The sequence below is a fragment of the Salinicola rhizosphaerae genome, assembly GCF_014652715.1.
Classification (GTDB): domain Bacteria; phylum Pseudomonadota; class Gammaproteobacteria; order Pseudomonadales; family Halomonadaceae; genus Salinicola; species Salinicola rhizosphaerae.
This window is the reverse complement of record NZ_BMZI01000009.1, coordinates 78767-98212: the sequence shown is the minus strand read 5'-3', so window position 1 is coordinate 98212 and position 19446 is coordinate 78767. Positions and strand designations below refer to the sequence as shown.

Annotated in this window: 27 protein-coding genes; all 27 read left to right on the top strand. The window is 60.8% G+C overall.

Annotated features, from left to right (window positions below):
- The first annotated feature begins 20 nt into the window (after nucleotides 1-20).
- Complete coding sequence (rpoC, locus tag IE125_RS18450; protein WP_189446157.1) at nucleotides 21-4244, top strand: DNA-directed RNA polymerase subunit beta'; 4224 nt, start codon at nucleotides 21-23, stop codon at nucleotides 4242-4244.
- Between the two features lie 146 nt (nucleotides 4245-4390).
- Nucleotides 4391-4765 (top strand): 30S ribosomal protein S12, encoded by a 375-nt coding sequence (gene rpsL, locus IE125_RS18445; RefSeq protein ID WP_189446156.1) that lies wholly within the window; start codon nucleotides 4391-4393, stop codon nucleotides 4763-4765.
- A 119-nt stretch (nucleotides 4766-4884) separates the two neighbouring features.
- Nucleotides 4885-5355 carry a 30S ribosomal protein S7 gene (rpsG, locus tag IE125_RS18440; protein WP_189446155.1) on the top strand — a complete coding sequence of 157 codons (471 nt, stop codon included), beginning with the start codon at nucleotides 4885-4887 and terminating at the stop codon, nucleotides 5353-5355.
- Between the two features lie 18 nt (nucleotides 5356-5373).
- Nucleotides 5374-7497 carry an elongation factor G gene (gene fusA / locus IE125_RS18435; protein ID WP_189446154.1) on the top strand — a complete coding sequence of 708 codons (2124 nt, stop codon included), beginning with the start codon at nucleotides 5374-5376 and terminating at the stop codon, nucleotides 7495-7497.
- Between the two features lie 29 nt (nucleotides 7498-7526).
- Nucleotides 7527-8720, top strand: a complete 1194-nt coding sequence (gene tuf / locus IE125_RS18430) for an elongation factor Tu (RefSeq protein WP_189446153.1) — start codon at nucleotides 7527-7529, stop codon at nucleotides 8718-8720.
- 183 nt (nucleotides 8721-8903) lie between these two features.
- Nucleotides 8904-9215 carry a 30S ribosomal protein S10 gene (gene rpsJ, locus IE125_RS18425; RefSeq protein WP_035470365.1) on the top strand — a complete coding sequence of 104 codons (312 nt, stop codon included), beginning with the start codon at nucleotides 8904-8906 and terminating at the stop codon, nucleotides 9213-9215.
- A gap of 138 nt (nucleotides 9216-9353) precedes the next feature.
- A complete protein-coding gene (gene rplC, locus IE125_RS18420) occupies nucleotides 9354-9992 on the top strand; it encodes a 50S ribosomal protein L3 (protein WP_189446152.1) in 639 nt (212 codons plus the stop codon).
- Between the two features lie 14 nt (nucleotides 9993-10006).
- Complete coding sequence (rplD, locus tag IE125_RS18415; protein WP_189446151.1) at nucleotides 10007-10612, top strand: 50S ribosomal protein L4; 606 nt, start codon at nucleotides 10007-10009, stop codon at nucleotides 10610-10612.
- Nucleotides 10609-10905 carry a 50S ribosomal protein L23 gene (rplW, locus tag IE125_RS18410; protein WP_189446150.1) on the top strand — a complete coding sequence of 99 codons (297 nt, stop codon included), beginning with the start codon at nucleotides 10609-10611 and terminating at the stop codon, nucleotides 10903-10905. Before rplD ends, rplW begins: the two co-directional genes overlap by 4 nt.
- Before the next feature lie 16 nt (nucleotides 10906-10921).
- Nucleotides 10922-11749, top strand: coding sequence for a 50S ribosomal protein L2 (gene rplB / locus IE125_RS18405; protein WP_189446149.1), 828 nt, complete (start codon nucleotides 10922-10924; stop codon nucleotides 11747-11749).
- A 22-nt stretch (nucleotides 11750-11771) separates the two neighbouring features.
- Nucleotides 11772-12047, top strand: a complete 276-nt coding sequence (rpsS, locus tag IE125_RS18400) for a 30S ribosomal protein S19 (protein ID WP_035470375.1) — start codon at nucleotides 11772-11774, stop codon at nucleotides 12045-12047.
- Between the two features lie 17 nt (nucleotides 12048-12064).
- Complete coding sequence (gene rplV, locus IE125_RS18395; protein WP_035470378.1) at nucleotides 12065-12397, top strand: 50S ribosomal protein L22; 333 nt, start codon at nucleotides 12065-12067, stop codon at nucleotides 12395-12397.
- An 11-nt stretch (nucleotides 12398-12408) separates the two neighbouring features.
- Nucleotides 12409-13110 (top strand): 30S ribosomal protein S3, encoded by a 702-nt coding sequence (gene rpsC / locus IE125_RS18390; RefSeq protein ID WP_189446148.1) that lies wholly within the window; start codon nucleotides 12409-12411, stop codon nucleotides 13108-13110.
- 14 nt (nucleotides 13111-13124) lie between these two features.
- Nucleotides 13125-13538: a 50S ribosomal protein L16 gene (rplP, locus tag IE125_RS18385; protein WP_189446147.1), complete on the top strand. Its 414-nt coding sequence runs from the start codon at nucleotides 13125-13127 to the stop codon at nucleotides 13536-13538.
- Nucleotides 13538-13732, top strand: coding sequence for a 50S ribosomal protein L29 (gene rpmC, locus IE125_RS18380; protein ID WP_071230713.1), 195 nt, complete (start codon nucleotides 13538-13540; stop codon nucleotides 13730-13732). Before rplP ends, rpmC begins: the two co-directional genes overlap by 1 nt.
- On the top strand, nucleotides 13732-13992 hold the full coding sequence (gene rpsQ, locus IE125_RS18375) for a 30S ribosomal protein S17 (RefSeq protein ID WP_189446146.1): 261 nt from the start codon (nucleotides 13732-13734) through the stop codon (nucleotides 13990-13992). The genes rpmC and rpsQ overlap by 1 nt, the downstream gene beginning before the upstream one ends.
- Before the next feature lie 50 nt (nucleotides 13993-14042).
- Nucleotides 14043-14414: a 50S ribosomal protein L14 gene (rplN, locus tag IE125_RS18370; protein WP_089688530.1), complete on the top strand. Its 372-nt coding sequence runs from the start codon at nucleotides 14043-14045 to the stop codon at nucleotides 14412-14414.
- Between the two features lie 14 nt (nucleotides 14415-14428).
- A complete protein-coding gene (gene rplX / locus IE125_RS18365) occupies nucleotides 14429-14746 on the top strand; it encodes a 50S ribosomal protein L24 (protein WP_189446145.1) in 318 nt (105 codons plus the stop codon).
- An 18-nt stretch (nucleotides 14747-14764) separates the two neighbouring features.
- On the top strand, nucleotides 14765-15304 hold the full coding sequence (gene rplE, locus IE125_RS18360) for a 50S ribosomal protein L5 (protein ID WP_189446144.1): 540 nt from the start codon (nucleotides 14765-14767) through the stop codon (nucleotides 15302-15304).
- 10 nt (nucleotides 15305-15314) lie between these two features.
- The gene (rpsN, locus tag IE125_RS18355; RefSeq protein ID WP_189446143.1) at nucleotides 15315-15620 is read left to right on the top strand and encodes a 30S ribosomal protein S14; all 306 of its coding nucleotides are present in this window, start codon (nucleotides 15315-15317) and stop codon (nucleotides 15618-15620) included.
- A 31-nt stretch (nucleotides 15621-15651) separates the two neighbouring features.
- Complete coding sequence (gene rpsH, locus IE125_RS18350; RefSeq protein WP_189446142.1) at nucleotides 15652-16044, top strand: 30S ribosomal protein S8; 393 nt, start codon at nucleotides 15652-15654, stop codon at nucleotides 16042-16044.
- A gap of 9 nt (nucleotides 16045-16053) precedes the next feature.
- The gene (gene rplF / locus IE125_RS18345; RefSeq protein WP_189446141.1) at nucleotides 16054-16584 is read left to right on the top strand and encodes a 50S ribosomal protein L6; all 531 of its coding nucleotides are present in this window, start codon (nucleotides 16054-16056) and stop codon (nucleotides 16582-16584) included.
- A 9-nt stretch (nucleotides 16585-16593) separates the two neighbouring features.
- Nucleotides 16594-16944 carry a 50S ribosomal protein L18 gene (rplR, locus tag IE125_RS18340; protein WP_189446140.1) on the top strand — a complete coding sequence of 117 codons (351 nt, stop codon included), beginning with the start codon at nucleotides 16594-16596 and terminating at the stop codon, nucleotides 16942-16944.
- Nucleotides 16945-16955: 11 nt separating this feature from the next.
- A complete protein-coding gene (gene rpsE / locus IE125_RS18335; RefSeq protein WP_189446139.1) occupies nucleotides 16956-17456 on the top strand; it encodes a 30S ribosomal protein S5 in 501 nt (166 codons plus the stop codon).
- Nucleotides 17457-17462: 6 nt separating this feature from the next.
- The gene (rpmD, locus tag IE125_RS18330; protein ID WP_189446138.1) at nucleotides 17463-17645 is read left to right on the top strand and encodes a 50S ribosomal protein L30; all 183 of its coding nucleotides are present in this window, start codon (nucleotides 17463-17465) and stop codon (nucleotides 17643-17645) included.
- Between the two features lie 3 nt (nucleotides 17646-17648).
- Entirely contained in the window at nucleotides 17649-18083 is a 435-nt protein-coding gene (gene rplO / locus IE125_RS18325; protein ID WP_189446137.1) for a 50S ribosomal protein L15, read from the top strand.
- Complete coding sequence (gene secY, locus IE125_RS18320; protein WP_189446136.1) at nucleotides 18084-19418, top strand: preprotein translocase subunit SecY; 1335 nt, start codon at nucleotides 18084-18086, stop codon at nucleotides 19416-19418.
- Nucleotides 19419-19446 lie beyond the last annotated feature (28 nt).

The following is a 19446-nucleotide window of genomic DNA, read 5'->3' as shown; positions in this document are numbered from 1 at the left end:
CTCCGCAACGGAGCGATCCCATGAAAGATTTGGTGAAAGTCCTCAAGTCACAGGCGCAATCTGACGAGTTCGACGCGATCAAGATTACTCTCGCGTCGCCGGAGATGATTCGCTCCTGGTCCTACGGCGAAGTCAAGAAGCCGGAGACCATCAACTACCGTACGTTCAAGCCTGAGCGTGACGGTCTGTTCTGCGCCAAGATCTTCGGGCCGGTCAAGGATTACGAGTGCTTGTGCGGCAAGTACAAGCGCATGAAGCATCGCGGCATCATCTGCGAGAAGTGTGGCGTCGAAGTCACCAAGGCAGCCGTGCGTCGTGAGCGCATGGGTCACATCGAGCTGGCTTCGCCGGTCGCGCACATCTGGTTTCTGAAGTCGCTGCCGTCGCGCATCGGCATGTTCCTGGACATGACCCTGCGTGACATCGAGCGCGTGCTCTATTTCGAGTCCTTCGTGGTCATCGATCCGGGCATGACCACCCTCGAGCGCGGCCAGCTGCTCAACGACGAGCAGTACTTCGAGGCGCTGGAAGAGTTCGGCGACGACTTCGATGCACGCATGGGCGCCGAAGCCGTTCAGGCGCTGCTCAAGGATATCGATCTGGAAGAGGAGATCGAGCGTCTGCGCGAGGAGATTCCGCAGACCAACTCCGACACCAAGATCAAGAAGCTTTCCAAGCGTCTCAAATTGCTGGAAGCCTTCTACAAGTCCGGCAACGCACCGGCGTGGATGGTCATGGAAGTGCTGCCGGTACTGCCGCCGGACCTGCGTCCGCTGGTGCCGCTGGACGGTGGCCGCTTCGCGACCTCGGATCTCAACGATCTCTACCGCCGAGTGATCAACCGCAACAACCGCCTGAAGCGTCTGCTTGACCTCAATGCGCCGGACATCATCGTGCGCAACGAGAAGCGTATGCTGCAGGAGTCGGTCGATGCGCTGCTCGACAACGGTCGCCGCGGTCGTGCCATCACCGGTTCCAACAAGCGTCCGCTCAAGTCGCTCGCCGACATGATCAAGGGCAAGCAGGGGCGTTTCCGTCAGAACCTGCTGGGCAAGCGCGTCGACTATTCCGGCCGCTCGGTCATCACCGTCGGCCCGACGCTGCGTCTGCACCAGTGTGGTCTGCCGAAGAAGATGGCGCTCGAGCTGTTCAAGCCGTTCATCTATTCCAAGCTGCAGGCAAGCGGCCAGGCCTCCACGATCAAGGCGGCCAAGAAAATGGTCGAGCGCGAGCTGCCGGAGGTGTGGGACATCCTCGCCGACGTCATCCGCGAACACCCGGTGCTGCTCAACCGTGCACCGACGCTGCACCGTCTGGGGATCCAGGCGTTCGAGCCGCTGTTGATCGAAGGCAAGGCGATTCAGCTGCACCCGCTGGTCTGTGCGGCTTACAACGCCGACTTCGACGGTGACCAGATGGCCGTCCACGTGCCGCTGACGCTGGAGTCCCAGCTCGAAGCGCGCGCGCTGATGATGTCGACCAACAACGTGCTGTCGCCGGCCAACGGCGAGCCGATCATCGTGCCGTCGCAGGACGTGGTATTGGGTCTCTACTACATGACCCGCGAGCGGATCGGTGCCAAGGGCGAAGGTAAGGCGTACGCCAACCTCAACGAGCTGGATCGCGCCTTCGCGACCCAGAACGTGTCGCTGCACGCGCGGGTCAAGGTGCGTCTGACCGAGACGCTTTCCGACGAGGAAGACGGCAGCGGCGAGCTGACCGAGCGCACCTCGATCAAGGAGACCACCGTCGGTCGTGCGCTGCTGTTCCGCATTCTGCCGAAAGGGATGCCGTTCGAGCTGGTCGACCGTCCGATGAAGAAGAAGGCGATCTCCGGGCTGATCAACGAGGTCTACCGTCGTGCCGGCCTTAAGGACGCGGTCATCTTCGCCGACCAGCTGATGTACACCGGCTTCCGTCTGGCGACCTGGTCGGGCGCTTCGATCGGCGTCAACGACTTCGTCATTCCGGATGCGAAGGCGGAAATCGTCGACGCGGCCGAGGAAGAGGTCAAGGAGATCGAGGATCAGTTCTCCTCCGGTCTGGTGACCGCGGGCGAGAAGTACAACAAGGTCATCGATATCTGGTCCAAGGCCAACGACAAGGTGGCCAAGGCGATGATGGCGGGTATCTCGAAAGAGACCGTGACCGATCGCGATGGTAACGAGGTCGAGCAGGACTCGTTCAACAGCGTGTTCATCATGGCCGACTCCGGCGCACGTGGTAGCGCGGCGCAGATTCGCCAGCTCGCCGGTATGCGTGGCCTGATGGCCAAGCCGGATGGCTCGATCATCGAGACGCCGATCACCGCCAACTTCCGTGAAGGCTTGAACGTACTGCAGTACTTCATCTCCACGCACGGTGCGCGTAAGGGGCTGGCGGATACGGCACTGAAGACGGCCAACTCCGGTTACCTGACCCGCCGCCTGGTCGACGTGGCGCAGGATCTGGTCATCACCGAGCAGGACTGTGGTACCGAACAGGGCCTCACGCTGCACCCGGTCATCGAGGGCGGCGACGTCATCGTTTCGCTGGCGCAGCGCGTACTGGGTCGTGTCGTGGCCCAGGACGTGGTCGATCCGCAGACCGACGACGTGCTGATTCCGCGCGGTACGCTGCTGGATGAAGCCTGGTGCGAAAAGCTCGACACCATGGGTGTCGACGAGATCGTGGTGCGTTCGACGATCACCTGTGAAACCGCACACGGCGTCTGCTCGGCCTGTTACGGTCGCGATCTTGCGCGCGGTCACCAGGTCAACATCGGTGAGGCGGTCGGCGTCATCGCGGCTCAGTCGATCGGCGAGCCGGGTACTCAGCTGACCATGCGTACGTTCCACATCGGTGGGGCGGCATCGCGTGCCTCGGCGGTCGACAGCGTGCAGGTCAAGCACGGCGGCACGGTGCGTCTGCACAACATCAAGTCGGTCGAGCGTGCCGACGGCAAGCTGATCGTCGTGTCCCGTTCCAGCGCCCTGGCCGTTGCCGACGACCACGGCCGCGAGCGCGAGTACTACAAGCTGCCTTACGGTGCCGAGCTGTCGGTGAAGGACGGTGACGAGGTCGGCGGTGGCCAGGTGGTGGCGAAGTGGGATCCGCACACCCACCCGGTCGTTGCCGAGGTCAAGGGCAAGGCGCAGTTCACGGATATGACCGACGGCATGACCGTTACGCGTACCGTCGACGAGATGACCGGCCTGTCCAACATCGAGGTGATCGAAGCTGCCGCTCGCCCGACGTCCGGCCGCGACAAGCGACCGATGATCATGCTGGTGGGCGACGACGGCAAGCACGTCACTCTGCCGGGCTCCAATACGCCGGTGCAGTACCTGCTGCCGGGCCGCGCGATCGTGTCGGTAGAGAACGGCACGGAGATCGGTGTCGGTGAAGTCATCGCCCGTATCCCGCTGGAAGCGTCCGGTAACAAGGACATCACCGGTGGTCTGCCGCGCGTCGCCGATCTGTTCGAAGCGCGCAAGCCGAAGGAGCCGTCCATCCTCGCCGAGATCAGCGGTACGATCTCGTTCGGCAAGGAGACCAAGGGCAAGCGTCGTCTGACGATCACGCCGGAAGAGGGTGATCCGCTTGAGATGCTGATCCCGAAATGGCGCCAGATCGGGGTGTTCGAGGGTGAAACGGTCGAACGGGGTGAAGTCATCTCCGACGGTCCGAGCAACCCGCACGACATTCTCCGACTGCTGGGTGTCGCGGAGCTGGCCAAGTACATCACCGTCGAGATCCAGGACGTCTATCGTCTGCAGGGCGTGAGCATCAACGATAAGCACATCGAAGTCATCGTGCGTCAGATGCTGCGCAAGGTCGAAATTCTGGACGCGGGCGATTCGACGCTCATCCCGGGTGACCAGGTCGAGCTGGTGCGCGTGCTGGAAGAGAACGCTCGCCTCGAGCAGGAAGAGAAGTTCCCGGCCAAGTACGACCGCCTGCTGCTGGGTATCACCAAGGCCTCGCTGGCCACCGAGTCGTTCATCTCCGCGGCATCGTTCCAGGAGACGACTCGCGTGCTGACCGAGGCGGCAGTGACCGGCAAGCGCGATTACCTGCGTGGCCTGAAGGAAAACGTGGTGGTGGGTCGTCTGATCCCGGCCGGTACCGGCCTTGCCCACCACGACGAGCGGCGTCGCAAGCGCGAGGAGTCCGAACTCACGCTTGCCCCGTCGGCGTTCGATGTCGAGCAGGAACTGGGCGCTCAGCTCACCGCGCTCGATGCCGATGACGACGACCTGTAAGTCGTGATGCCGGGGCCGCTCACCCTTCGGGTGGGCGGCCTTGACGGCTCTCGCGACAACTGATTAGAATGCGCAGCCTTTATGTGTGGGGCGGTACAACCGTTGTGCGCGTAAGGCAAGGCAACCCATTGGAGTCAGCTAAACATATGGCAACGATCAACCAGCTCGTGCGCAAGCCGCGCAAGCGCCCCGTCGAGACTAGCGACGTGCCGGCGCTGCAGGCTTGCCCGCAACGTCGTGGGGTCTGCACCCGCGTCTACACCACTACGCCGAAGAAGCCGAACTCGGCTCTGCGTAAGGTGTGCCGCGTGCGCTTGACCAACGGCTATGAAGTCAGTTCCTACATCGGCGGTGAAGGCCACAACCTGCAGGAGCACTCCGTGGTCCTGATCCGTGGCGGCCGCGTCAAGGATTTGCCGGGTGTGCGCTATCACACCGTCCGCGGTGCTCTTGACACTTCCGGTGTCCAGAACCGTAAACAGGGCCGTTCCAAATACGGCACCAAGCGTCCCAAGGCTTGATGCCGGGGCGTTTGTCACACTCATTATCGGTCCGATAAGAGTAAGGTCGGCCGCTATCGCCAATCGGCGATGAGCGCTGCCGGGTTTACCTGAACGACCCTTAGCATCGAGGGCTTATCATGCCAAGAAGAAGAGTTGCCGCGAAGCGCGAAATCCTTCCCGATCCGAAGTTCGGAAGCGAGCGTCTCGCGAAATTCATGAACCATCTGATGGTCAGCGGCAAGAAGTCCGTAGCTGAGCGCATCGTCTACGGTGCGTTGGACAGGGTTGCCGAGCGTAGTAGCGAAGCGCCGCTGGACATCTTCGACAAGTCACTGGAAGCCATTCAGCCGATGGTCGAGGTCAAATCCCGCCGTGTCGGCGGTGCGACCTACCAGGTGCCGGTCGAGGTTCGCCCGTCCCGCCGTCAGGCGCTCGCCATGCGCTGGCTGGTGGACGCGGCTCGCAGTCGCGGTGAAAAGACCATGGTGCAACGTCTCGCCGGCGAAATGCTGGACGCCGCCGAAGGCAAAGGCGCTGCCGTGAAGAAGCGTGAAGACGTGCACCGCATGGCAGATGCCAACAAGGCCTTCTCACACTACCGCTTCTAAACAACGGGGACTTCCATCGTGGCACGCAAGACACCACTCAAGCGTTATCGCAATATCGGTATCGTTGCCCACGTCGACGCTGGTAAGACTACGACTACCGAGCGTGTCCTGTTCTACACCGGTCTGTCCCACAAGGTTGGCGAAGTGCATGAAGGCGCCGCCACCATGGACTGGATGGAGCAGGAGCAGGAGCGTGGCATCACGATCACCTCCGCGGCGACGACCTGCTTCTGGCAGGGCATGAGCAAGCAGTTCGACGAGCACCGCATCAACATCATCGATACGCCAGGACACGTTGACTTCACGATCGAAGTCGAGCGTTCCCTGCGTGTTCTCGATGGCGCGGTCGTCGTGCTGTGTGGCTCCTCCGGCGTGCAGCCGCAGACGGAAACCGTCTGGCGCCAGGCCAACAAGTACGAAGTTCCGCGCATGGTGTTCGTCAACAAGATGGACCGTGCCGGTGCCGACTACTACATGGTTCTGGACCAGCTGAAGGACCGTCTGGGCGCGAACGTCGTGCCGATCCAGATCAACTGGGGCGCGGAAGACGAGTTCAAGGGCGTGGTCGACCTCATCAAGATGAAGGCCATTCTCTGGGACGAAGACAACTTCGGCATGAACTACGAGCTGGTCGACATTCCGGCCGACTTGCAGGAGACCGCCGAGAAGTACCGCGAGCAGATGGTCGAGGCGGCTGCCGAAGCCACCGAAGAGCTGATGGAAAAGTACCTCGAAGAGGGCGAGCTCTCGGAAGAAGAGATCAAGGCCGGTCTGCGCGCGCGTACGCTGGCTAACGAGATCGTTCTGGTCACCTGTGGCTCCGCGTTCAAGAACAAGGGCGTCCAGGCGGTTCTCGACTGCGTCATCGAATACCTGCCGTCGCCGACCGAGGTCAAGGCGATCGAAGGTGAGCTCGATGACAAGGACGGCACGATCGCCACGCGTGAAGCGGACGACAGTGCGCCCTTCGCGGCGCTGGCGTTCAAGATCGCGACCGACCCGTTCGTCGGCACGCTGACCTTCATGCGCGTCTATTCCGGCGTTCTGAAGTCCGGCGACAGCGTCTTCAACTCCGTCAAGGCGAAGAAGGAGCGCGTCGGACGTATCGTCCAGATGCACGCCAACTCGCGTGAGGAGATCAAGGAAGTCTACGCTGGCGACATCGCCGCCTGTATCGGCCTGAAGGACGTCACCACCGGTGACACCCTGTGCGACCTGAATGACAAGATCATTCTCGAGCGCATGGAGTTCCCGGAGCCGGTCATCTCCGTTGCGGTCGAGCCGAAGTCGAAGGCCGATCAGGAAAAGATGGGCGTCGCGCTCGGCAAGCTTGCGCAGGAAGATCCCTCTTTCCGCGTGCAGACCGACGAGGAAACCGGCCAGACGATCATCTCCGGCATGGGTGAGCTTCACCTGGACATCATCGTTGACCGCATGCGTCGCGAGTTCAAGGTCGAGGCCAACATCGGCAAGCCGCAGGTTGCCTATCGCGAGACCATCCGTCAGTCGGTCGAACAGGAAGGCAAGTTCGTTCGCCAGTCGGGCGGTCGCGGTCAGTACGGTCACGTCTGGCTGCGGATCGAACCGCTGACCGAAGCGGACAAGGGCGAGGACGAGGAAGAGGTTCATTTCAAGTTCGCGTCCGAGATCGTCGGCGGTGCCGTACCCAAAGAGTACGTGCCGGCCGTCGAAAAAGGAGCCTACGAGCAGCTCAAGAATGGTGTCATCGCGGGCTACCCGATGATCGACGTCAAGGTGACGCTGTTCGACGGTTCCTATCACGACGTGGACTCCAACGAGACTGCGTTCAAGGTCGCCTCGTCCATGGCGATCAAGGAAGGCGCTCGTAAGGCCAAGGCCGTGTTGCTCGAGCCGGTGATGAAGGTCGAAGTCGTGACCCCTGAGGACTTCATGGGTGACGTCATGGGTGACCTCAACCGCCGCCGCGGTCTAGTCCAGGGCATGGATGACTCTTCCTCCGGCAAGATCATCCGCGCCACGGTTCCGTTGGCTGAGATGTTCGGTTATGCAACCGATCTGCGTTCTCAGACCCAGGGACGCGCAAGCTACACCATGGAGTTTGCGAATTACGAAGAGGCGCCCTCCAGCGTCGTTGATGCCGTCATCAATCAGAACGGTTAACCGTTAGCTAACGTAAAGAGGTTATAGCAGTGGCTAAGGAAAAATTTGAACGCTCCAAACCGCACGTCAACGTCGGCACCATCGGTCACGTCGACCACGGTAAAACGACTCTGACGGCGGCTCTGACTCGTGTTTCCGCGGAAGTCTTCGGCGGCGACTGGCGTGAATTCGACACCATCGACAACGCTCCGGAAGAGCGCGAGCGCGGTATCACCATCGCGACCGCTCACGTCGAGTACCAGTCCGAGGTTCGCCATTACGCGCACGTCGACTGCCCGGGACACGCTGACTACGTCAAGAACATGATCACCGGTGCTGCCCAGATGGACGGCGCTATCCTGGTCTGTTCCGCTGCCGACGGCCCGATGCCGCAGACGCGCGAGCACATCCTGCTGTCGCGTCAGGTCGGCGTTCCGTACATCGTCGTGTTCCTGAACAAGGCTGACATGGTCGATGACGAAGAGCTGCTCGAGCTGGTCGAAATGGAAGTTCGCGAACTCCTGAGCGAGTACGACTTCCCGGGTGACGACACCCCGATCGTCATCGGCTCCGCGCTGATGGCGCTGGAAGGCAAGGATGACAACGGCATGGGTACCACCGCCGTCGCCAACCTGATCAAGTCGCTCGACGAGTACATCCCGGAGCCGGAGCGTGCGATCGACCAGCCGTTCCTGATGCCGATCGAAGACGTGTTCTCGATCTCCGGTCGCGGTACCGTCGTAACCGGTCGTGTCGAGCGCGGCATCGTCAAGACTGGCGACGAAGTCGAAATCGTCGGTATCCACGACACCACCAAGACCACCGTTACCGGTGTCGAGATGTTCCGCAAACTGCTCGACGAAGGTCGCGCGGGCGAGAACGTCGGTGCGCTGCTGCGTGGTACCAAGCGTGATGACGTCGAGCGTGGTCAGGTTCTGGCCAAGCCGGGCACCATCAAGCCGCACACCAAGTTCGAAGCCGAAGTCTACGTGCTGTCCAAGGAAGAAGGTGGTCGTCACACGCCGTTCTTCAAGGGCTACCGTCCGCAGTTCTACTTCCGTACGACTGACGTGACCGGTACTTGCGAACTGCCGGAAGGCGTCGAGATGGTCATGCCGGGCGACAACGTCCAGATGGTCGTGACGCTGATCGCGCCGATCGCCATGGAAGACGGCCTGCGCTTTGCCATCCGTGAAGGCGGTCGTACCGTCGGCGCCGGCGTCGTCGCAAAAATCGTCGAGTAATTCGCCTCGCGAATTGCCCGGCACCGAAGGGGCGCTTAGGCGCCCCTTTTTTTATGGATACTCGTTTTCGAGTATTTGGTGGCCCTCGTTTGACAGTCGATGAGGGCCACCCCTATAATGCGCGTCCTTTGAACGCGTGGGTCGACGGCTCGCGCCGTCAGCATCCAGTGGAGCATAAGGTAAATGCAGAACCAGAAGATTCGCATTCGGCTGAAAGCGTTTGACCATCGGCTGATCGATCAGTCGGCTCAGGAGATCGTGGACACAGCCAAGCGCACTGGCGCTCAGGTGCGTGGTCCGATTCCGCTGCCGACGAATCGCGAGCGTTACACCATTCTGATTTCGCCGCACGTCAACAAGGACGCGCGTGATCAGTATGAAATTCGCACGCACAAGCGCGTTCTCGACATCGTCGAGCCGACGGAAAAGACCGTCGACGCGCTGATGAAGCTCGATCTCGCCGCTGGCGTTGACGTGCAGATCAAACTCGACTGAAACCAACACTAGACACTTGCGGTCGCTGAGTTCAACAGCCGCCGCCGCGTCGTGAGACGCCACACAATGTGCTAGTGGAATGCTCTGGAAAGGGCAGCCATAGCGGGTGATAGCCCCGTACACTATAGGAGACTGAACATGACTATCGGTTTGGTCGGTAAAAAAGCGGGCATGACCCGCGTTTTCACCGAAGATGGCGCATCCGTGCCCGTAACCGTGATCGAGGTTGAGCCTAACCGCATCGCTGCCGTCAAGACCGTCGAGTCTGATGGCTATCGTGCCGTTCAGGTGACAACTGGCTCCCGCAAAGCCAAGCACCTCACCAAGGCGATTGCTGGTCAATACGCCAAGGCAGGTGTCGAGGCTGGCCGCTCCCTGATGGAGTTTCGTCTCGCTGAAAGCGACGAAACGCCGGAAGTCGGCGGTTCCTTCACCGTATCCCTCTTCGAAGCTGGTCAGAAGGTCGATGTGACCGGCAGCTCCAAAGGTAAGGGCTTCCAAGGCGCGGTCAAGCGCTGGAACTTCCGTACCCAGGACAACAGCCACGGTAACTCCCTGTCCCACCGTGCGCCGGGTTCCATCGGTCAGTGCCAGACCCCGGGTCGTGTCTTCAAAGGCAAGAAGATGGCCGGTCAGCTGGGTAACGAGCGTGTCACCGTCCAGAGTCTGGAAGTGGTGCGCATCGATGCCGAGCGCAACCTGCTGTTGATCAAGGGCGCCGTGCCCGGTGCACCCGGCAGCGATGTCGTTGTGCGCAGTGCCGTGAAAGCTCGCTGAGGGGACTGAGACCGATGAATCTGAATCTCGCTGGTGCCGCAGGCACCGTCGAAGTGTCCGAAGAGACCTTTGGCAAAGAATTCAACGAAGCGTTGGTGCACCAGGTCGTGACCGCTTACCTGGCGGCCGGCCGTCAGGGCACTCGCGCCCAGAAGAACCGTTCCGACGTGCGCGGCGGTGGCAAGAAGCCGTGGCGCCAGAAGGGCACCGGTCGCGCTCGTGCCGGCACCATTCGCTCGCCGCTGTGGCGTAGCGGTGGCGTGACCTTCGCTGCTCGTCCGCAGGACTACACGCAGAAGGTCAACCGCAAGATGTATCGCGCGGCCATGCGTTCGATCCTGTCCGAGCTGGTTCGCCAGGAGCGTCTGGTGCTCGTCGATGCGTTCACCGTCGACGCGCCGAAGACCAAGCAGCTGGTCGGCAAGCTCAACGAGCTGGGTATCGAAAAAGGCCTGATCGTCACCGAAGAAGTCGACGAGAAGCTCTACCTGGCCGCCCGCAACATCCCCAACGTCGATGTCGTCGATGCTGCGGCCGCCGATCCGGTCAGCCTGATCGCCTTCGACAAGGTGCTGATGACCGTCTCCGCTCTGCGTAAATTCGAGGAGAAGCTGGGATGAACCAGGAACGCGTATACAAGGTTCTGCTCGGACCTCACATGACCGAGAAGGCCGCGCTCGCCGCCGAGAACAATCAGTACGTGTTCAAGGTAGCCCAGGACGCGACCAAGCCCGAGATCAAGAAAGCCGTCGAGGCGCTGTTCGGCAAGAAGGTTGCCGGCGTGCAGGTGCTCAACGTCAAGGGCAAGACCAAACGCACTCGCTTCGGCACTGGTCTGCGCAAGGGTTACCGCAAGGCGTACGTGACCCTGGCTGCGGGCGAGACGCTCGAAGACTTCTCTGGCGCCGAGTAAGGCAGGAGTACGGATCATGGCAGTAGTCAAGACAAAACCCACGTCCGCCGGCCGTCGTCACCTGGTCAAGGTCGTCAATGGCGAGCTCTACAAAGGGCGTCCCCATGCGGCACTGACCGAGAAGCAGTCGAAGTCGGGTGGTCGTAACAACAATGGCCGCATCACCACGCGTCACGTCGGTGGTGGCCATCGTCAGCATTATCGCGTGATCGATTTCAAGCGCACCAAGGATGGCATCAACGCCGTCGTCGAGCGCGTCGAATACGATCCGAACCGTAGCGCCAACATCGCGCTGCTGAAGTACATGGACGGCGAGCGTCGTTACATCATCGCGCCCAAAGGTCTGACGACCGGCGACGTGGTGGAGTCCGGCGTCAATGCTTCCATCAAGCGCGGCAATGCGCTGCCGCTGCGTAACATCCCGGTCGGCTCTACGGTGCACTGCATCGAACTGAAGCCGGGCAAGGGTGCGCAGATCGCACGCAGCGCCGGTGCCAGCGCACAGCTGGTCGCTCGCGAAGGCAACTACGCGACGCTGCGTCTGCGCTCCGGCGAGATGCGTCGCGTACTGTCCGAGTGCCGCGCCACACTGGGCGAAGTCGGTAACTCTGAGCACAGCCTGCGTCAACTGGGCAAGGCCGGTGCGAAACGTTGGAGAGGGGTGCGCCCGACCGTTCGCGGTGTCGCGATGAACCCGGTGGATCACCCGCACGGTGGTGGTGAAGGCCGCACCAGCGGTGGTCGTCACCCGGTCAGCCCGTGGGGTATCCCCACCAAGGGCCACAAGACCCGCAAGAACAAGCGTACCGACAAGCTCATCGTTCGTCGCCGCAAGTCCAAGTAACAGACATTAAGAGGTAACGGCTGTGCCACGTTCACTGAAGAAAGGTCCCTTTATCGACCTTCATCTGTTGAAGAAGGTCGAAGTCGCCGCGGAAAAGAACGATCGCAAACCGATCAAGACCTGGTCGCGTCGTTCGATGATCCTGCCCAACATGGTCGGGCTCACCATCGCGGTACATAACGGTCGCCAGCACGTCCCGGTGCATGTCTCCGAGGAAATGGTCGGCCACAAGTTGGGCGAGTTTGCTGCTACCCGCACCTATCGCGGTCATGCGGCGGACAAGAAAGCCAAACGCTGAGCCAAGAGGATTAAGAGATGGAAGTCGCTGCTAAGTTGCGTGGCGCTAGCTTGTCCGCCCAGAAGGCCCGTTTGGTGGCTGACCAGGTGCGCGGTAAGCCGGTCGCCGAAGCGCTCGACGTGCTGACCTTCTCCCCCAAGAAGGCCGCCAAGCTGGTCAAGAAGGTGCTGCAGTCCGCGATTGCCAATGCGGAAGAAAACAACGGCATGGACATCGACGAGCTGCGTGTCTCGACCATCTGTGTCGATGAGGGCATGACGCTCAAGCGCATTCAGCCGCGCGCCAAAGGCCGTGCGGATCGCATTTTGAAGCGCACCTGCCACATCACCGTCAAGGTAGCCGAGAAGTAGGAGTCGACCAGATGGGTCAGAAAGTCAATCCAGTCGGGATTCGTCTCGGCATCGTTAAAGACCATACGTCGGTCTGGTACGCCGAGCGCGGTGCCTATGCCGACAAGCTGAACAACGATCTGGAAGTGCGTCGTTTTCTCGAGGAGCGTTTGAAGAACGCTTCCGTGAGCCGCATCACCATCGAGCGTCCGGCCAACAACGCCCGCATTACCATCCACACTGCTCGTCCGGGCATCGTGATCGGTAAGAAAGGCGAGGACGTCGATCGTTTGCGCCAGGATGTCACCCAGATGATGGGTGTGCCGGTGCACGTCAACATCGAGGAAGTCCGCAAGCCGGAACTCGACGCCGCTCTGGTCGCGCAGAATATCGCCGGTCAGCTCGAGCGTCGCGTGATGTTCCGCCGTGCCATGAAGCGCTCCGTCCAGAACGCCATGCGTCTGGGTGCCGGCGGCATCAAGGTACAGCTCTCCGGTCGTCTGGGTGGTGCCGAGATCGCGCGTACCGAGTGGTATCGCGAAGGTCGCGTGCCGCTGCACACGCTGCGTGCCGATATCGATTACGCCACCTATGAAGCACACACCACCTACGGCGTCATCGGCGTCAAGGTGTGGATCTTCAAGGGCGAAATCCTCGGGGGCATCGAAGAGGTGCGTGCCAAGCAGAAGCAGCAGGCTCAGGCACCCGCACCGAAGAAGAAAGGTTCCAGGTAAGGGGAGACTGATCGATGTTGCAACCCAAGCGTACAAAGTTCCGCAAAGTGCAGAAAGGCCGTAACCGCGGTCTGGCACATCGCGGCAGCAAGGTGAGCTTCGGGGACTTCGGTCTCAAGGCCACCGATCGCGGCCGTATCACCGCGCGTCAGATCGAAGCCGGTCGTCGTGCGATCACCCGTCACGTCAAGCGTGGGGGCAAGATCTGGATCCGTGTATTCCCGGACAAGCCGATCACCAACAAGCCTCTCGAGGTTCGTATGGGTAAAGGTAAAGGCTCCGTCGAATACTGGGTCGCGCAGATCCAGCCGGGCAAGGTGCTTTACGAAATCGAAGGGGTTTCCGAAGAGCTGGCGCGTGAAGCCTTCTCTCTGGCAGCCCAGAAGATGCCCATTGCCACCACCTTTGTGAAACGGACGGTGATGTGATGAAAGCCAACGAAATGCGTGAAAAGTCAGTCGATGCGCTGCAGGAGCAGCTGTTCGAACTGCTCCGCGAGCAGTTCAACCTGCGCATGCAGAAGGCCACCGGCCAGCTGAGCCAGACGCATCTGCTCAAGCAGGTGCGTCGCGACATCGCTCGCGTCAAGACTGTGCTCAACCAGAAGGCAGGTGACCAATAATGGCTGAAGCGAAGAAAGCTCGTACGCTCACCGGCAGGGTCGTGAGCGACAAGATGGAAAAATCGATTGTCGTATTGATCGAACGCCGTGAGCGTCACCCGATCTACGGCAAGTACATGAAGCGCTCCACCAAGCTGCACGCCCACGACGAGACGAATCAGGCCAAGGCCGGGGATCTGGTTTCCATTCAGGAATCGCGTCCGCTGTCCAAGAAGAAAGCCTGGACGTTGGTCGAGGTGGTCGAGCAGGCCAAGGGCTGAGCCCGGCGCCTTCTGAACCAGTGCAGTCAGATTAGGTTTGGAGAAAACCAATGATTCAGACGCAAACAATGCTGGATGTCGCCGACAACAGCGGCGCGCGCCGGGTGCAGTGCATCAAGGTGCTCGGTGGTTCTCACCGCCGTTACGCCCGCGTTGGCGACATCATCAAAGTGACGGTCAAGGAAGCGATTCCGCGGGGCAAGGTCAAGAAAGGCCAGGTCCTCAAGGCCGTTGTCGTGCGTACGCGCAGCGGTGTCCGTCGCAACGACGGTTCGCTGATTCGCTTCGATGGAAATGCGGCGGTTCTGTTGAACAACACCAACGAACAGCCGATCGGTACCCGTATCTTCGGGCCGGTTACTCGTGAACTTCGTACCGAGAAGTTCATGAAGATCATTTCCTTGGCGCCCGAAGTGCTGTAAGGAGCGAGGCGGATATGCACAAGATCAAACGTGACGACGAAGTCATCGTCATCGCCGGCAAGGACAAGGGCAAGCGTGGCACGATCAAGCGCGTCCTCGACAACGACCGTTACGTCGTGTCGGGCGTCAACATGATCAAGCGCCACACCAAGCCCAATCCTATGGTTGGCAACCCGGGGGGTATCGTCGAGCGTGAGGCTCCGATCCATGCGTCCAACGTAGCCATCTTCAACGCGGAGACCGGCAAGGCCGATCGCGTCGGCTTCCAGGTGCAGGAAGACGGTACCAAGGTACGTATCTACAAGTCGACGCAGAAGCAGATCGACGCCTAACGCGAGTCGGGTAGCAAAATGGCGAACTTGAAAGAACGTTATCAAAGCGAGGTGATGGCTAAGCTGCAAGAGCAGTTCAGCTACGCCAACGTGATGCAGGTGCCCCGGATCACCAAGGTGACCCTGAACATGGGCATCGGCGAAGCGACCAGCGACAAAAAGCTGATCGAAAACGCCGTCGGCGACCTGGAGAAGCTCTCCGGTCAGAAGCCGGTGGTTACCAAGGCGCGCAAGTCCATCGCAGGCTTCAAAGTCCGCGAAGGCTGGCCGATCGGCGTCAAGGTGACGCTGCGCCGCGAACGCATGTGGGATTTTCTCGACCGCCTGGTCAACATCGCGATTCCTCGCGTACGTGACTTCCGTGGTCTGAATCCGAAGTCGTTCGATGGCCGCGGCAACTACTCCATGGGCGTCCGTGAGCAGATCATCTTCCCGGAGATCGAATATGATAAGATCGACCGGATTCGTGGTCTGGATGTCACCATCACGACCAGCGCCAACACCGACGAAGAAGGTCGTGCGCTGCTACGCGCGCTGAACTTCCCGTTCAAGCAATAAGGGTGGATTCATGGCAAAGAAAAGCATGATTGAGCGTGAGCTCAAGCGCGCGAAGCTGGTCGATAAATACGCCGCCAAGCGTGCCGCGCTCAAGAGCGTCATCTATGACGTCAACGCTTCTGACGAAGAGCGCTTCGACGCACAACTGAAGCTGCAGTCGCTGCCGCGTGACTCCAGCCAGGTTCGTCAGCGCAATCGCTGCCGCGTTACCGGCCGTCCGCACGGTTACTACAACAAGTTCGGACTGGCTCGTAACAAGCTGCGCGAAGCTGCGATGCGTGGCGATGTCCCTGGGCTGAAGAAGTCCAGCTGGTAAGCCACGTCGAGGAATTCAGGAGCGCAATGTAATGAGCATGCAAGATACTCTGGCGGATATGTTTACCCGTATCCGCAATGCGCAGATGGCCACCAAGGAGACGGTCACCATGCCGTCCTCCAAGCTCAAGGTAGACGTGGCCCGCGTACTCAAGCAGGAAGGCTATATCACCGACTTGTCGGTCACCGAAGGCGTCAAGCCCGAGTTGACCGTGACCCTCAAGTACTTCGAGGGCAAGCCGGTCATCGAACACCTCCAGCGTGCTTCCAAGCCGTCGCTGCGGATCTACAAGGGCAAGAGCGAACTGCCCAAGGTCGCGGACGGTCTGGGTGTGGCGATCGTGACGACCTCTCGTGGCGTCATGACCGATCGCGCGGCACGCCAGGCGGGTGTCGGTGGTGAAGTCATCTGCACCGTATTCTAGGAGTGAGAAATGTCTCGCGTAGCCAAGTATCCGGTTAAATTGCCCAACGGCGTCGAAGTCAAGTTCGACGGCGACCAGCTGTCCGTCAAGGGCGGCCAGGGCACGCTTCAACTGACCGTACATCCCGACGTGAAGATCGCTCAGGAAGATGGTCAGCTGACTTTTGCTCCGAGCGAGCAGGCCAAGAGCTGGGCCATGGTCGGCACCACTCGTGCCCTGGTTCAGAACATGGTCACCGGCGCATCCGAGGGGTTCACTCGGTCGCTGGAAATCAATGGCGTCGGCTATCGTGCCCAGGCAAGTGGCAAGACGCTGAATCTGACACTCGGTTTCTCCCACCCGATCGACTATACGCTGCCCGAAGGTGTCACGGCCGAAACGCCGAAGAACACCACGATCGTGCTGAAAAGCGCGGACAAGCAGAAGCTCGGCCAGGTGGCTGCGGAAATTCGCGCCTTCCGTCCGCCGGAGCCCTACAAGGGCAAGGGTGTGCGGTACAGCGACGAACACGTCCGCCGTAAAGAAGCCAAGAAGAAGTAAGGCAGGGTTATGAACGCGAAGAAAGAATCTCGTCTCCGTCGTGCCCGCCGCGCGCGCGCCAAGATCCGCGATCTGGGTGTGAACCGTCTGTGCGTCAACCGCACACCGCGTCACATCTACGCGCAGATTATCTCGCCGGACGGTGGCAAAGTGCTGGCCAGCGCGTCCACGCTCGACAAGAGCCTGCGCGAGGGTGCGACCGGTAACGCCGATGCGGCTGCCAAAGTGGGCGCTCTGATTGCCGAGCGCGCCAAGGATGCCGGCATCTCTCAGGTAGCCTTCGACCGCGCTGGTTTCAAATACCACGGTCGCGTCAAGGCGTTGGCGGATGCCGCGCGTGAAGGCGGTCTGCAATTCTAAAGGGTTTTACGATGGCGAATAACGAACAGAAGGGCGGAGATCTGCAAGAGAAGCTGGTGCAGGTCAACCGCGTCGCCAAGGTGGTCAAGGGTGGCCGTATCTTCGGTTTCACCGCGCTGACCGTCGTTGGCGATGGCAACGGCCGGGTCGGTTTCGGTCGCGGCAAGGCACGCGAAGTGCCGGTCGCGATTCAGAAAGCGATGGACCAGGCTCGCCGTAACATGGTCAAAGTCAGCCTGAGCGGCAGCACGCTGCAGTACCCGGTTCGCGCCCGTCACGGCGCGTCCAAGGTCTTCATGCAGCCGGCTTCCTCGGGTACCGGCATCATTGCCGGTGGTGCCATGCGTTCCGTGCTCGAGCTGGCCGGCGTCCATGACGTCCTGGCGAAGTGCTACGGCTCCACCAACCCGGTGAACGTGGTGCGCGCGACCATCAAAGGTCTCGCCTCCATGCAGTCTCCGGAAGACATCGCCGCCAAGCGTGGCCTGTCTGTCGAAGAGCTCGCGGGGTAAGTGACCATGGCAGAGACGATCAAAATCACCCAGACCCGCAGCACCATCGGTGTCCTGCAGAAGCACAAGGCGACGATGACAGGTCTTGGCCTGCGTCGCATTGGGCACTCGGTCGAGCTGGAAGACACCCCCGCCGTTCGCGGCATGATCAACAAGGTACGTTACCTTGTTCGAGTCGAGGGAGAGTAATCCATGAAACTCAACAGCTTAAGCCCGGCACCGGGCTCCAAGCACGCTGAGAAGCGCGTCGGGCGCGGCATCGGCTCCGGTCTGGGCAAGACCGGTGGTCGTGGCCACAAGGGTCTCAAGTCCCGCTCCGGCGGCTCGGTCAAGCCGGGCTTCGAAGGCGGTCAGATGCCGCTGCAGCGTCGCTTGCCGAAATTCGGTTTCACCTCGCGTAAGGCGATGGTGTCCGAAGAGGTTCGCCTGGCGGAACTGGCCAAGGTCGAAGGTGACATCGCCGATCTCGGCAGCCTGAAAAAGGCCAACGTGCTCAAGGATGCCACCGAGTACGCCAAGGTCATTCTTTCCGGCGAGCTCGACAAGGCAGTTACCGTGCGTGGCCTCAAGGTCACCAAAGGTGCGCGTGCTGCGATCGAAGCAGCCGGCGGCAAGGTAGAGGACTAAATGGCTAAGTCAGGAAACATGCCGGCGAACATGGGTAGCGGCCTCAGCGAGCTGTGGGCACGCCTGCGTTTCGTCTTCATCGCGATCGTGGTGTACCGCATCGGTGCCCACATTCCCGTACCCGGCATCGATCCTGACCAGCTGGCTGCCCTGTTTCGGGAGAACCAGGGCACCATCCTGGGCATGTTCAACATGTTCTCGGGGGGTGCGCTGCAGCGCATGAGTATCTTCGCGCTGGGGATCATGCCGTATATCTCCGCGTCGATCATCATGCAGCTTCTGACCGCGGTATCGCCTCAGCTCGAAGCGCTGAAGAAGGAAGGCGAAGCCGGGCGCCGCAAGATCAACCAGTACACCCGCTACGGTACGGTGTTGCTGGCATTGATTCAGGCGAGCGGCATGTCAGTTGGTCTGGTCAGTCAGGGCGTGGCCTATTCCGGTGACATCAGTTTCTATTTCACCGCCGTCGTCACCTTCGTGGCCGGCGCCGTGTTCCTGATGTGGCTGGGTGAACAGATCACCGAAAAAGGTATCGGCAACGGCATTTCGCTGATCATCTTCTCCGGGATCGTGGCCGGGCTGCCGAGTGCCATCGGTCAGTCGTTCGAACTGGCGCGCAACGATGGCGCCTGGAACGTGCTGCCGCTGTTGGCGCTCTCGCTGCTGGGGATCGCGACCATCGCGTTCGTGGTGTTCATCGAGCGCGGTCAGCGCCGTATCACGGTGAACTACCCGCGGCGTCAGGTAGGCAACAAGATGTATGCGGGGCAAAGCAGCTATCTGCCGCTGAAGGTCAACATGGCGGGTGTCATTCCGCCGATCTTCGCGTCGAGCATTCTGCTTTTCCCGGGCTCCATCGGTCAGTGGGTTGGCCAGGGTGACGGTTTCGAGTGGCTGCAGATCGCCTCTCAGCAGCTGGCTCCCGGCGCACCGCTCTACATCATTCTGTTCGCTGCGGCTGTGCTGTTCTTCTGTTTCTTCTACACGGCGTTGGTCTTCAATCCCAAGGATGTGGCCGACAACCTGAAGAAGTCAGGCGCTTTCCTGCCGGGGATCCGCCCGGGAGAGCAGACAGCACGCTACGTCGACAAGGTAATGACGCGGCTGACGCTGTTCGGCGCCCTGTACATCACGCTGGTGTCGCTGATGCCGCAGTTCCTGGTGGTCGCCTGGCAAGTACCGTTCTATTTCGGCGGTACCTCGCTGCTGATCGTGGTCGTGGTAATCATGGACTTCATGGCCCAGGTTCAATCCCATCTCATGTCTCACCAGTACGAGTCGGTGATGAAGAAGTCGAACCTGAAAGGCTACGGTAGCGGCGGCCTGATGCGCTGAGCGCCGCTAGAGAGCATTTGGAGAGAAC